This is a genomic window from Streptomyces sp. NBC_00620 (assembly GCF_026341825.1).
Taxonomy (GTDB): Bacteria; Actinomycetota; Actinomycetes; order Streptomycetales; family Streptomycetaceae; genus Streptomyces.
The window spans coordinates 2,447,907-2,461,192 of sequence record NZ_JAPENY010000001.1; the positions used below are offsets into that span (position 1 = coordinate 2,447,907).

A 13,286-nucleotide genomic window follows, 5' to 3' on the forward strand; every position below is an offset into this window, starting at 1 on the left:
TTTTTCAGCCGGGGGCGCTGCCGAGCCGTGTCAGCTCCGTCCGCAGGTTCTCGCGGGCCCGCCGCTCCCACTCCCGTTCGCCGTACGGCGTTCTGAACAGTCTCGGCAGGTCGAGCAGCTGGCGCAGGATCGCCGCTCTGCCCTCGCGGAAGGCCTCGGCGGGGACGAAGGCGTACTCCTCGCGGACGGCCGTCGTATAGGCCGCGTACGCCGGTGGGGACGCGGCCAGGATCGCCAGGTCGGCGTCGCAGAGGACCTGGCCGTTGCGGTCGTCGTCCGTGGGGGCGTGGGTGACGGTGAGGCGGACCAGGCGGGCCACCTCCGCGGCGTCGGGGTCGGAAAGACCGGCTTCGGGGAGGGCCCGTTCGGCCAGGTGGGCCGAGCGTTCCTCGTTCTCGGAGCGGTCCGGGAGGTAGACGGCGTCGTGGAACCAGGCGGCCAGGCGTACCAGGTCGGGGGCGTCCGCGTACTTCTCCAGTACGTCGATGTGGTCGAGGACCGCTGTGAGGTGGGTGAGGGTGTGGTAGCGGCGCTGGGGCTCCTGCCAGCGGGTGAGGAGGTTGTCCGCGTACGGGGTGGGGTCGGGGGTTTGTGCGCCGGGGGAGCGGGCGCCTTCCAGGGCGTGGGTCCAGCGGGTGCGGAGGGTGTCGAGGTCGGGCATGGGGTCATTGTGCGGGTGCCGGGTGGGCTGGGGTGGGGTTTGTTCGCCCCCTCCGCCCCTTCCCGTCCCGTTCCTGGGGGCTGCGCCCCCAGACCCCGCTGTCGCGCTGCGCGCTCGTCCTCAAACGCCGGACGGGCTGGAACCTCCCCGGAGGGGCTGAAGAACCGATCTCGCGTACGCTTTGATTGGACTAGACCTGTAGCCGCCCAAGGGAAGAGGTCCGATGAGTAAGCGTAGGCGCGCAGTCCTGGAGGTGATCGCCCTCGGTGTGGAGGACGCGGTCGCCGCTGAGGCCGGAGGCGCGGACCGCCTCGAGCTGGTCACCGACATGGCCGCGGACGGGCTCACCCCGGCCGTGGAGACCTTCGCCGGGATCCGGGCCGCCGTCGACGTCTCGCTGCGTGTGATGCTGCGGCTCGCGGACGGCTTCGCGGCCGGGGATGTGGACGCGCTGGTACGCGTCGCCGGTGAGCTGCGCACCGCGGGGGCCGACGAGTTCGTGCTCGGGTTCCTCGACGAGCACGGCGGCGTGGACCTGACCGCCGTGGAGCGGATCGTCGCCGAACTGGACGGCTGCCGCTGGACCTTCCACCGCGCGATCGACCGCGCCGCCGACCGCGACGCCCTGCGCAAGCAGCTCGCGGACCTGCCGGGCCTCGACGCCTACCTGACCGCCGGCTCCCCCGACGGCGTCGACGACGGCCTGCCCACCCTCCTCGTCGAGGCCGCGCGCCGCGGTGAACCCGGCTACGAGCCGCAGATCATGGTGGGCGGCGGGCTGCGCCTCGACCACGTGCCGCAGCTGCGCGCCGCGGGCATCGACGCCTTCCACATCGGCGGCGCCGCCCGGCCCGGCGGCTGGACCGGGCCGGTCTCGGCCGAGGCGGTAGGGGAGTGGCGGAGGGTCCTGGACCAGTAGCCGGGCCCTAGGTGTGCTGTCCGGTCCTAACCCAGTTGGGCCGGCAGTGGTGCCGCGTGTGTCACGGTCAGGCCCGAGACCGCTCGGGTCAGGGCGACGTACAGGCGGCGCAGGCCGGTGCGTTCGTCGGGTTCGCCGTCGACCACGGCCTGCGGTTCGTCGAGGACCACGTAGTCGTACTCGAGACCCTTGGCCAGCGAGGCCGGTACGAGGGTCAGGCGGGTGTCGAGGGTCGTCTCCTCGCCCGGAGCGAGGTAGGTGATCCCGCCCTCCGTCAGCGCCTCGGCCAGCGCCGGGATCCGGGCGTCCGCGGCGATCAGCCCTGTCGAGCCCTCGTTGCGGAGCAACTCCTCGCAGGCGGCGACCACTTCACCGGTGGCCGTGATCGGGCGTACGTCGAAGAAGCCCGGGTTCTCGCGCACCGACGCCACCGGGGTCAGCCCGGGCGCGATGTGCGGCAGCAGCCTGGACGCGTACGTGATGACGTCGGTGGGGACGCGGAAACCGGCCGTCAGCTCCTCGACGACGGCCTCCCCCTTGCCGAGATGGCCGAGCGCCTCGGCCCAACTCCGCGTCGCCCAGGGCGTGGTGCCCTGCGCCAGGTCGCCGAGCACGGTCGCCGAACCGGTCGTGCAGCGCCGCCCGACCGCCCGGTACTGCATGGGGGAGAGGTCCTGCGCCTCGTCGAGGACGACATGCCCGAGCGAGTGCGTCCGCTGGACGAGGTCGGTCGCCTCGTCGATCAGCACGGCGTCGGCCGGGGCCCACTTGGCGGCCTTCACGGACCGCGCCGGCTTCTGCCAGAGGATCTCCTTCTGCTCGTCCTCGTCGAGGATTCCCGCCGCGTGTACGGCGAGGAAGTCCGCGTCGGTGAGCAGCCGGAGCACCAGCTTGGCGGGGTCGACGGGCGGCCAGATCGCCTTGACCGTGGCCTTCACGGCGGCGTTGCGGGCGACCGCGTCCTGCACCCGGTCGTCCGGCGCCTCGCCCGAGCGCTCCATCTGGACCAGCACCACATGCGCGATCCGCTGCGGAAGCGCCTCGCGGGCGGCGCCGTACCGGATGTCGCGGTCGAGCAACTCCCGGACGATCTCCTCCAGTTCGTACGCGGGGACGCGCCAGCGCCGTGAGCCGCGTACGACCATGACCGGCTCGGTCGGCAGGGTCACATGCGAGCGGACGGCCCTGCGCAGCACCTCGGCCATCCGGGCGTCGCCCTTGATGACCGCGGCGGTGGCGCCGTCCGTGCCCCGGACCTCCACATGGGCGACGAGGTCGTCGACCGTCGCCTGCTTGACCTCCAACTCGCCAAGCGCGGGGAGTACTTGCTCGATGTAGTGCAGGAAGGACTTGTTCGGCCCGATGACGAGGGTGCCGGTGCGGGCGAGCCGCTCGCGGTGGGCGTACAGCAGATACGCGACACGGTGCAGGCCCACGGCCGTCTTGCCGGTGCCGGGACCGCCCTGCACGCAGACGGAGCCGGACAGTCCCGCCCGTACGATCTCGTCCTGCTCCGGCTGGATGGTCGCCACGATGTCGCGCATCGGGCCGACGCGCGGGCGCTCGATCTCCTGCTGGAGCAGCTTGCTGGTGGCCGCGGTCTCGGTGGGGTCGGAGAGGTGCTCGTCCTCGTAGGCGGTGAGGTCGCCGCCGGTGTAACCGAAGCGGCGCCTGAGCCCGACGTCCATCGGGTCCCGCTTCGAGGCCCGGTAGAACGGCTGCGACACCGGCGCGCGCCAGTCGATGACCATCGGATCGCCGTCGGCGTCGTGGACGTGCCGCCGCCCGATGTAGAAGCGCTCGCCCTCCGCGCCCTCCGCCTTGTCGGCGCCCGGAGCGTGCAGGTAGTCGAGCCGCCCGAAGAACAGCGGGGTGTGGCTGAGGTCGGCGAGGGCCTTGATGCGCTCGTCGATCTGGTGCTGGAGGACCGCCGCGTTCACCCAGTTCGCGGTGACGTCCTTGATGTCGAGGTTCTTGACGTCCTCGCGCATCGCGCGCAGGGCGGCACGCGAGTCACCGAGGTGGGTGCGCTCGCGGGACAGGGGGTCGTCGGTGTGCAGCGGATGGTCGGACGGGCTGGACAAGGGGGTGCCTCCGGGAGACCTGCGGTGTGGGTGATTCCTGGATGCCGTCCGGTTTCCGTCCGGACGGCGGCGCTCCGTGCGGGGAGGCGGGCAAGAGCGGAGATTCTAGGCGAGCGGGGGATGCCGGGGCCAACCCTTTTTTGCGGCCTCAGGGGTACCCCTGTAGGAGCCCTAGGGGTCGGGGTCCGTCGTGAGGCGTACGAGGGGCGGCCCGCAGGTGTACGAGGGGGCCGCTGGGGTTCGGTCCGGGGGGTGACGCCATTCGGGACCGCGAGTTCCACCATGGATACATGAGCGCAGCTACCTTCACCCCAGGCCCCCCTGTCCGCACCGGCGCGACCGCCGCCTCCGGAACCCACCAGCGCCACCGCGTCGGGGACGCCCTGCGCGCCGTCAAGGTGTTCGCCGGTGCGGCCCTCAGCGTGGTCCTCCTCGGCGAGTACGGAGAGGAGGCGGGCGTACGGCGACGGTGACCGTATGACCGACCCGCAGCGGTGAGTCGTACACCCGTCCCGCAGCGGTGAGCCGTCCGCCGGGCCGAACTGCCCGGACACTAGGGTCACTCCGTGCTTCAACGGAACGTGATCAATCGCTCACCCAGTGAAGTCGCCTCCGCGCGAACCCTGCTGATCGTCTCCCTCGCCGCCTTCTCCGCGCTGTGCGTCGTCACGCACGCCCCCATGGCCGACGTACTGGTCTACCGGGCCGAGGGCGCGGCCGTCGCGAACGGCACGGATCTCTACGGGTTCACCGTCACCGAGTGGCGGCTGCCCGCGACGTACCCGCCCTTCGCGGCGCTCCTCTTCGTACCGACGACCTGGCTCCCGCTGGGCGCCCTCAAGCTGGCCTTCGCCGCCGGGAACGTGGCCCTGCTGGCCGCGCTGGTCCGGCTCTCCTGCCGCCTCGCGGACCTGCCCGCGAGAGCCCCCGCCGTCTGCGCCGCCACCGCGCTCGCCCTCTGGCTCGAACCCGTCTTCCAGACCGTCCTGTTCGGCCAGATCAATCTCGCCCTGGCTGTGCTGATCCTCTGGGATCTCACCCGCCCGACCGGCGCCCGCGGCAAGGGAATCGCGCTCGGCATCGCCGCCGGGGTGAAACTGACGCCGGCCCTCTTCATCGCGTACCTGCTGCTCAGGGGGAGGCGACGGGAGGCGGCCACGGCCGTGTCGGCCTTCGCCGGGACCGTACTGCTCGGTGCGCTCGTACTCCCCGCCGCCAGCGTCGACTTCTTCACCCGGCGGCTGTACGAGACCGGGCGCGTGGGCAAGGTGTGGATCGTCGACAACCAGTCGCTTCAGGGGCTGATCGCCCGCGCACTGGGGGAACGGGAGCCGGGCCTCGCCTGGGCGCTGCCCGCGGTGGCCGTCGCCTGCGCGGGCCTCTGGCTGGCCCGCCGCGCCCCCCAGGACCGCTGGGGCATCCTGATCACCGCCACCACGGCCCTGCTCGTCTGCCCCATCAGCTGGTCGCACCACTGGGTGTGGTGCGTACCGCTGATCGCCGTCCTCTACGCCGAACGCCGCCTCCACCTGGCCGCGGCGGCGACGGTCGTCTTCACGGCCCGTACCCTCTGGCTGGTCCCGCACCAGGGCGACCTGGACCTGCAACTCCCCTGGTGGCAGCAGGTGTTGGCCTCGCCGTACCCCTTGCTGGGACTGGCCCTGCTGGCGGCTCAGCCGTCCTTGTCCGCCGCAAGGAGCTCATCGGCGTCCATGATCCGGTAGGCGTACCCCTGCTCCGCCAGGAACCGCTGCCGGTGGGCGGCGAAGTCCTGGTCGATGGTGTCGCGGGCGACGACGGAGTAGAAGTGCGCCTGGTGGCCGTCGGCCTTCGGCCGCAGCACTCGGCCGAGCCGCTGTGCCTCCTCCTGCCGGGAACCGAAGGTCCCCGACACCTGGATGGCGACGGTCGCCTCGGGCAGGTCGATGGAGAAGTTCGCGACCTTGGACACCACGAGGACGGAGATCTCGCCCTCGCGGAAGGCGCCGAACAGCTTCTCGCGCTGGGCGTTGCTCGTCTCGCCCTTGATGACGGGCGCGTTCAAGTGCTCGCCCAGCTCGTCGAGTTGGTCGATGTACTGGCCGATCACCAGGATCTGCTGCCCCGCGAACCGCCGTACCAGCGCCTCCGTCACCTTCCGCTTGGTCGCGGTCGTCGCACAGAAGCGGTACTTCTCCTCGGTCTCGGCGGTGGCGTAGGCCAGCCGCTCGGTCTCGGTGAGATTGACGCGGACCTCGACGCAGTCGGCGGGCGCGATGTACCCCTGCGCCTCGATCTCCTTCCAGGGCGCGTCGAACCGCTTCGGCCCGATGAGGGAGAAGACGTCCGACTCGCGCCCGTCCTCGCGTACGAGGGTGGCGGTCAGACCGAGACGGCGGCGCGCCTGGAGGTCGGCGGTGAACTTGAAGACGGGAGCGGGCAGCAGGTGCACCTCGTCGTAGAGGATGAGGCCCCAGTCGCGGGAGTCGAAGAGCTCCAGGTGCGGGTAGATGCCCTTCCGCTTCGTCGTCAGCACCTGGTACGTCGCGATGGTGACGGGCCGGATCTCCTTGCGCGTACCGCTGTACTCGCCGATCTCCTCCTCGGTCAGCGAGGTCCGCTTCACCAGCTCGTGCTTCCACTGCCGGGCCGAGACGGTGTTCGTCACGAGGATGAGGGTGGTGGCCTTCGCCTCGGCCATGGCACCGGCGCCGACGAGGGTCTTCCCGGCGCCGCAGGGGAGTACGACGACCCCGCTGCCGCCGTGCCAGAAGTTCTCCACGGCCTGCCGCTGATAAGGCCGCAGCGCCCAGCCGGTCTCGTCAAGGTCGATCGCGTGCGCCTCGCCGTCGACGTACCCGGCGAGGTCCTCGGCCGGCCAGCCCAGCTTCAGCAGCGTCTGCTTGATCTGCCCGCGCTCGGAGGGGTGCACGAGGACCGTGTCCGGGTCGATCCGGGCGCCGACCAGCGGCGCGACCCGCTTCGACCGCAGGATCTCCTCGAGGATCGGCCGGTCGGTGGTGGTGAGCACCAGACCGTGCGTGGGGTGCTTGCTGAGGGTGAGCCGCCCGTAGCGGTCCATGGTCTCCGCGATGTCCACCAGCAGCGCGTGCGGCACGGGATAGCGGCTGAACTCGACGAGCGCGTCCACGACCTGCTCGGCGTCGTGCCCGGCCGCCCGCGCGTTCCACAGCCCGAGCGGTGTCACCCGGTAGGTGTGGATGTGCTCGGGCGCCCGCTCCAGCTCGGCGAACGGTGCGATGGCCCGACGGCATGCGTCGGCCTTCTCGTGGTCGACTTCGAGCAGGAGTGTTTTGTCGCTCTGGACGATGAGAGGTCCGTTCACGCCCGTACCTTTCTGCGCGGCGGCACCCACGCGCGGGTGCTTGGCCAAACGTCCAGTGTGCATCACCGACGGACCTTCGCGGCGGGGCGCAGCTCACAGTGGACGGACCCCGCGTGCAACCCCGGACCCCCGACAGCTGTCTTGACCGGCGGAAGCGGCGCAGGCGCGCGGCGCGGTGAGGAGCTCGCGGTGATGTCGGTACGCAGGTGGGGGGCGGGCCTGGGAGCCACAGCGGTGCTGGTGGCGACGGGCGCGTGGGTGCTGTGGCCGAAGGACGTCGACGCCCGCCTGTGGGGCGAGGTACGGCCGGTGATCGAGGCCCGGCTCGCGGCCGACTCGCGGGGCAGCGGGTACGGGGAGACGGTGCCCGGTCTCAGAGCGCGCTGGTTCTGCCGGGCGGAGGCCGTGGACCTCGCCGAGCGCGACGGCCTCGTACGGGCGGGTGTCACCACGCTGTGCATGGAGTACGGGGTGCGCGGCGGCACTCTCGTGGAGTGCGGCGGTTCCAAATACCCGCAGGTGGTGCGACTGAAGCGGGAGACCAACGGCGGCTACCGCGTCGTATCCCGGGAGGAACCGCCGGACGGCGCGGGCTACGCGGAGTGGGAGAAGGACCACTTCGGCTTCTTCACCGAATCCGAACTCGACGGCGCCATGTCGGACACGTCCCTGAAAGCCGCTGCCCGCGCCCATTTCGGCCTCCCCGCGGACGCCCGGGTCACGGACTGCTGACCGATCCCGCCGGTCAGCCGGCGTCCTCCGCGAGCTCGGCGACACCCGTCACCCGGTGCAGCGGATACGTCCTGACCTCGTCCGCCGTGTGGTCGTACGCCGTGACGAAGCCGCCCTCGACGCGGATCGGGGCGATGACGCGCTGGGTGGCGGAGCCCTCGGCGTTGACGTAGCCGATCCAGAGGGCCTCGCCGGTGAGGACGGCGGCCTGCACGGTGGCGAGGGTCTCGGCGGGGCTGGTGCGGGGGAGGTCGGCGCTGCCGGGCCGGTCGTCGGCGTTGGGCTTGCGGGGCGTCGTGGAGGCCAGGTCGCCTGCGCGGATGGCGCGCACCGCGGCGCCGAGGAGGGTGGCGTCGGGGACCGGCGGGCCGTCCGGGACGGGCGCCGGTGCGGTACGCGGCGGGGTGCGGTGGGCGTGTGCGCGGGTGATCAGGACGTCGCCCTCCGCGGACTCGGCGGCGGGCGCGAAACCCATCGCGCGCAGCCCTTCGAGGAGGGCCGCCGGCTCCGCCTGCGCGGCGAGCACGGTGGGCGCGAGGCGTCTCAGGCGCAGCCCCTGCGACCGCTTGTCGGCGAGGATCTCGTTCAGCATCGAGTCGTCGTCGCACCGCACGTACGCCGACGCCGAGCCGATCCGCAGATGGCCGTGCCTGCGCGCCACGTCGTCGATCAGATACGTGAGCGGCTGCGGGACGGGCGTCCGCGAGTGCGCGGCGAGGAACGCGTGCAGATCGGACGCCGACCGGCCCGCGTCCAGCGCCCGCCGCACCGACCCCGGCGTGAAGCGGTACACCGTCGCCCCGCCCTTCGACTCGACGTCCGCGAGGACGCCGAGCGTGTCGGCGAGCGGGCGGTCCAGCGGGCCCGGCGCGACCGCGGTCAGGTCCGCCTGCAGGAGGACGTGGTCCAGGGGCTCGGGCAGGAGCGGGGCGAGGAGCCGGGCCGCCCGGGCGCCGGCCGCGGCCTGCTCGGCAGGGGACCGGGCGGACTCGGGGGCCGGGTGCGGGCGCTTGTGGACGGGGAGCTTGTCGCCGGGCCCTGCGGGCTCCGCGTCCTGGGGAGTCGCCGGTGGCAAGCCAAGGAGCGCCCGCCCCTGCGCCGACAGCGCCCCCCGGCCCGTCACGCCCAGCGACTCCGCCTCGGACAGGGTCCATCGGGCGAGCCGGGTGCGCAGGTCGTCCGTCGACTGGGGGCTTCGCAGGGGGCGTTCCCACTGGAGGCGGGCGAGGACGGAGGCCTGGGTGGGGGAGGCGCCTTCGGGGAGGGCGGCCAGGAGGGCGAGGACGCGGTGGCGGACCTCGACGGCCGCGGAGCGGTCCAGGCCCGGGCCGAGCGCCGACAACGTACGGTCCTTCGCGTCCCGCCCGCCGACCAGGCCCGGCGTACGAGTCGACGCCAGCCACGCCGAGGCGAGCCCGACCCAGCGCTCGGCGGCCGGCAGCTCAAGCCACTCGTCGTACTTGGGCGTCGCCGCGTACCGCTCCTCCGCCACCCCGTCCGACGCCAACAGGCCCGCCGCATAGGCGAGTTCGACCCAGAACGCGGCCACCGGCTCCGACACGTCCAGCGCCACCGCCGTCCGCTTCAGATCCCGCACACTCAGCCCGCCCGCGCGCAGCACGGCCGGACCGCCCTCGTGCCAGTCCTTCAGCAGCTCCTCGACGGTGGCGAGGGCCGTGTACGCCTGGCCCGCCGCCGTGCTGTCCACAACCTGTGGACGGTGCGTCGCCGCGGGCTCGACGGACGGCCCCACCGGCTCCGTGACCCGGTGCGCGCGGCCCGCCCGCAGGTGCAGGGCCACCTCCCGGGGCAGTACGACCGTGCCGGGCGCCGTCGGCAGCAGCAGCCCCCGCGCGATCAGCCAGCGCAGATGGCGCGCCGGGTCGGCGGTCACCTGCCCGTACGGCGGCCCCCACACCAGCCGGGACAGTACGTCCACCGACTCGGCCGGGGCCTCGTCGAGGAGCGCCGACATCCGGGCGCGATCCGTGAACAGGCCGGTCAGCGACGCCACCGCCGACACGGAGTCATGGGTGCTCGGCAGCCCGGCCGCGGTCACGATCTCCTGGATCCGCCCCGGCGACATGCCCGCCGTGGCCTCCGCGACCGTCGGGCCAAGACCCGTCGGGGACGGGTGCTGCGGGGACGGCGCGAGCAGCTCACGGGCCGTGCGGACGAGCCGCAGCCGGTCGTCGGGCCCCCAGACGAGGGCCTGCTCGCGGAGCGTGCCGAGGGCCCGCGGGAACGCCTGGTTGACCGCCGGGTCGCGGTCGTCGCCCGCCAGCAGGGCGAGCAGTTCGTCGTACGCCGCCGGTTCGGGCGCCACGGCCAGCGCCTCCGCCGTCTGCAGGGCGAACCGGTCCAGACGCTCCAGGGCGCGGACGACCGACGCACGGGTGCCCGCCCGGGTCGCCAGCTGCGTGAGGTCCGTGGGGACGGGGGTGATCAGGTCCGGGCGGCTACGGAGGAGCGCGGACAGCGAGGCGTCGTCGCGTGCGCGGAGGGCTTCCGCCAGCGAACGCGGAGCGTTCCCCGCGGGGGCGGGGTCCGTGGTGGGGTGCTCCTCGGTGCTCATCCGGCCAACGGTAGCGGGTTTCACCTGCTGTGCCCCTGACCTCCCCGGCCCGGGGCTCCGGTCCGGACCCCGTTCCCCGCGCGCCGGAAGGGCCCGATCGCCCGGGAGCGGCGGGTATGCAAAACCCGGTACCGTCGTGACCACGAGGTATCCAACGCGCGCCCCTCGGAGGGGACTTCGTGGGAATTGAGAGCGACCAGCTCGTCTTCGACTATCTGAGCCGGGTCGGAGACCTGGCCCAGCAGCGCCAGGTGCCGTCCGCCACGCGCATGCGGCTCGTGTCGGAACTGCGCAACGAGATCGACCGCCGCCGGGCGAAGGCCGCCGCCGACAGCCCCGCCGCCGTCCGCCGCATCCTCGACCGCCTCGGCACCCCCGACGAGATCGTCGCCGCCGCGGGCGCGGGCACCCCGGGGGAGGCCGCCGGGACGGGTTCCTGGGCGGCCGTCCCCACCCAGCGGCACGCCGACGAACCGGCGCCCCGCCCCAAGGGGCTGCGCCGCGTCGTGCCCCGGCCGCGGCCCGCGGAGTCCGGTCCCGGCCCGGCGTTCGACGACGACGTTCCCGCGCCGCCGCATCTCGCCAGCGCGCAGGAGCTGGGGGACAGCGCGACTCAGCCGGACTGGTGGCGGGTGGGGAGTACTCCGCTCGGGCTGGGGGAGAGCGTGCCGGGGTTCGTGGGCGGGGTGGAGATTCCCGAAATACTGAAGCCGCCGCCAGTGGAGAAGGATGAGGTGGCCGCCAAGGAAGCGGTGCCTGAGGTCGAGGTCGAGGTCGAGGACGAAGTCCGGGCTCCGCGCCGTCGTCTCCTGCGACTCCCGCGCCTCGGCGGGTGGAGCAACCCCCTCCTCCTGCTCGCCGCCGCTCTCCTCGTCGCGGGCGCCGTCCTCGGCAACTGGTTCGCCCTCGTCCTCGGCTGGCTCATCGCCTACGCCTCGCGCCGGCTGACCCCCGCCGAGTCGAAGGGCGCCGTCCTCGTGCTGCCCGGCCTTGCGGCCACGGCCGGCATCGTCTGGCTGTGGGGGCGGATGAACGACCGCTGGGGCGAGCCGATCGCCGAGGGCCACATGAACGAGGCGATCGGGGAGACGTGGCCGTGGGTTGTGCGGGGGGCGGCGGTGGGGTCGGCGGTGTATTTGGTCTGGCGGTCGCAGCGGCGGGGGTGACGGGGGTGGTTTTTCGCCCCCTCCGCCCCTACCCGTCCCTTGCTCCTGGGGCTCCGCCCCAGACCCCGCCAAGGGGCTCCGCCCCAGACCCCGCCAAGGGGCTCCGCCCCCTGGACCCCCGCTCCTCAAACGCCGGAGGGGCTGAATCTTTCCCCGGCCGGAGCTGAAATCTTTCGCCCCGGCCGGGGGAGATCTTTCAGCCCGTCCGGCGTTTGAGGACGAGCGCGTCAGCGCGATGCGGGGGTCTGGGGGCGGCAGCCCCCAGGAAGCAAGGGACGGGTAGGGGCGGAGGGGGCGAAAAACCCACCCCCCACCCCCCTCGGCACAATGACCCACATGACACCGCGCCCCCTCACCCCCCTCACCCCCCTCACCGTCGGCTTCGACCTCGACATGACCCTGATCGACTCCCGGCCCGGGATCCACGCCTGCTACCAGGCGCTTTCGGCGAGGACGGGCACGTACATCGACTGCGACCTGGTGGTGACGCGGCTCGGGCCACCCCTGGAGGAGGAGCTCGTCAACTGGTTCCCGGCGGACGAGGTCGCCGCGACGGCGGACGTCTACCGCGAGATGTACCCCACGTACGCGATCAAGGCCACCCCCGCGATGCCCGGCGCCCGCGAGGCCATCGCGGCGGTCCAGGCGGCAGGCGGCCGCGCGGTCGTCGTCACCGCGAAGTGGGAGCCCAACGCCAAGCTCCACCTCCAGCACCTGCGCATCGAACCGGACGCGGTCATCGGCAACCTGTGGGCGGAGCGCAAGGCGGAGGCGCTGCGCGAACACGGCGCGAGCGTGTACGTCGGCGACCACACCGGCGACGTCCGCGGCGCACACACCGCGGACGCGTACGCCGTCGCGGTGCCCACCGGCCCCTGCGACGCGGCGGAACTGCGCGCGGCGGGCGCGGACGTCGTACTCGCCGACCTGACGGAGTTCCCGGCCTGGCTGACGGACTACCGCGGGACGCGGGCGGCGCGCGCCTGACGGCGTCCCGCGGCGAGTGACTGGAACACCCCCGCGCCGGCCATCAGGAAGCCGACGCCCATGAACATGCTCAATCCGAACATGTACGTCGGGAATGGCGTCGTATCGAGCAACAGCGGGGCCACGGTGACCAGAGTGGCCACGGCACCGATGAAGAACACGATGGCACCGGCACGGATCAGCCGGTCACCGGCTTCTGCGGAATTCGCTTGGGTTTTGTCACGCACCCGACCAGGGTAGTTCCCAGCGCGAAGGAACAATCCGGCGACGTCTTGTCAGCAGCCGCCGGACCATTAGCCTTGGTACAGGCGGGTCCGACGACCCGCTGTAGTGCTATCCAGAGCAGTTTCCGAGCAGTTGCCGCGCACGAGCCGAGCAGTTGCAAAGCACTACCCAGCAAGTTTCCAGAGCAGTTTCCGACGAGTACGAGGACGAGGACAGACGTGCCTACCGGCAAGGTCAAATGGTTCAACAGCGAGAAGGGCTTCGGCTTTCTCTCCCGCGACGACGGCGGCGACGTCTTCGTTCATTCCTCGGTCCTGCCCGCCGGAGTCGAAGTCCTCAAGCCCGGCCAGCGCGTGGAGTTCGGCGTCGTCGCCGGCCAGCGCGGCGACCAGGCGCTTTCGGTGATCCTCCTGGACCCGACCCCCTCCGTCGCGGTCGCACAGCGCCGCAAGCCGGACGAACTGGCCTCCATCGTCCAGGACTTGACGACCCTCCTCGAAAACATCACGCCGATGCTGGAGAGGGGCCGCTACCCCGACAAGGCCTCCGGCAGCAAGATCGCGGGCCTGCTGCGAGCGGTCGCCGACCAGCTCGACGTCTAGAGCCTGATCC

General features: G+C 72.5%; 12 protein-coding genes. 7 read left to right on the plus strand and 5 right to left on the minus strand.

From position 1 onward, the window contains the following. Positions 1-4 precede the first annotated feature (4 nt). On the minus strand, positions 5-661 hold the full coding sequence (locus tag OG246_RS11355; RefSeq protein ID WP_266459554.1) for a hypothetical protein: 657 nt from the start codon (positions 659-661) through the stop codon (positions 5-7). A gap of 223 nt (positions 662-884) precedes the next feature. Between OG246_RS11355 and OG246_RS11360 the strand changes: the two genes are divergently transcribed. Continuing rightward, on the plus strand, positions 885-1,580 hold the full coding sequence (locus OG246_RS11360; RefSeq protein WP_266459556.1) for a copper homeostasis protein CutC: 696 nt from the start codon (positions 885-887) through the stop codon (positions 1,578-1,580). 26 nt (positions 1,581-1,606) lie between these two features. Here the strand turns inward: OG246_RS11360 and OG246_RS11365 are convergent, their stop codons facing one another. Next, on the minus strand, positions 1,607-3,664 hold the full coding sequence (locus OG246_RS11365; RefSeq protein ID WP_266459558.1) for an ATP-binding domain-containing protein: 2,058 nt from the start codon (positions 3,662-3,664) through the stop codon (positions 1,607-1,609). A gap of 290 nt (positions 3,665-3,954) precedes the next feature. Between OG246_RS11365 and OG246_RS11370 the strand changes: the two genes are divergently transcribed. Both OG246_RS11370 and OG246_RS11375 read left to right on the plus strand, forming a co-directional pair. Next, a complete protein-coding gene (locus OG246_RS11370; protein WP_266459561.1) occupies positions 3,955-4,137 on the plus strand; it encodes a hypothetical protein in 183 nt (60 codons plus the stop codon). Between the two features lie 207 nt (positions 4,138-4,344). Beyond that, positions 4,345-5,388 (plus strand): glycosyltransferase 87 family protein, encoded by a 1,044-nt coding sequence (locus OG246_RS11375; RefSeq protein WP_266464110.1) that lies wholly within the window; start codon positions 4,345-4,347, stop codon positions 5,386-5,388. Here the strand turns inward: OG246_RS11375 and OG246_RS11380 are convergent. Then, entirely contained in the window at positions 5,337-6,989 is a 1,653-nt protein-coding gene (locus tag OG246_RS11380; protein ID WP_266459563.1) for a DNA repair helicase XPB, read from the minus strand. The genes OG246_RS11375 and OG246_RS11380 overlap by 52 nt on opposite strands. 192 nt (positions 6,990-7,181) lie before the next feature. Here OG246_RS11380 and OG246_RS11385 point away from each other — a divergent pair, with 192 nt between their 5' ends. Further along, on the plus strand, positions 7,182-7,721 hold the full coding sequence (locus tag OG246_RS11385) for a hypothetical protein (RefSeq protein ID WP_266459565.1): 540 nt from the start codon (positions 7,182-7,184) through the stop codon (positions 7,719-7,721). Between the two features lie 13 nt (positions 7,722-7,734). Here OG246_RS11385 and OG246_RS11390 read toward each other — a convergent pair whose 3' ends face one another. Then, positions 7,735-10,296 carry a helicase C-terminal domain-containing protein gene (locus tag OG246_RS11390; protein WP_266459566.1) on the minus strand — a complete coding sequence of 854 codons (2,562 nt, stop codon included), beginning with the start codon at positions 10,294-10,296 and terminating at the stop codon, positions 7,735-7,737. 179 nt (positions 10,297-10,475) lie between these two features. Between OG246_RS11390 and OG246_RS11395 the strand changes: the two genes are divergently transcribed. After that, the gene (locus tag OG246_RS11395; RefSeq protein ID WP_266459567.1) at positions 10,476-11,462 is read left to right on the plus strand and encodes a hypothetical protein; all 987 of its coding nucleotides are present in this window, start codon (positions 10,476-10,478) and stop codon (positions 11,460-11,462) included. Positions 11,463-11,798: 336 nt separating this feature from the next. Next, positions 11,799-12,449: an HAD family hydrolase gene (locus tag OG246_RS11400; RefSeq protein ID WP_266459569.1), complete on the plus strand. Its 651-nt coding sequence runs from the start codon at positions 11,799-11,801 to the stop codon at positions 12,447-12,449. Here the strand turns inward: OG246_RS11400 and OG246_RS11405 are convergent. Beyond that, entirely contained in the window at positions 12,419-12,676 is a 258-nt protein-coding gene (locus tag OG246_RS11405; RefSeq protein ID WP_266459572.1) for a hypothetical protein, read from the minus strand. The two genes, OG246_RS11400 and OG246_RS11405, sit on opposite strands and share 31 nt — an antisense overlap. Positions 12,677-12,892: 216 nt before the next feature. On the opposite strand from OG246_RS11405, the gene OG246_RS42760 reads away from it, so the two are divergent. Next, positions 12,893-13,276, plus strand: coding sequence for a cold-shock protein (locus OG246_RS42760; RefSeq protein ID WP_323178289.1), 384 nt, complete (start codon positions 12,893-12,895; stop codon positions 13,274-13,276). The last annotated feature ends 10 nt before the right edge of the window (positions 13,277-13,286 follow it).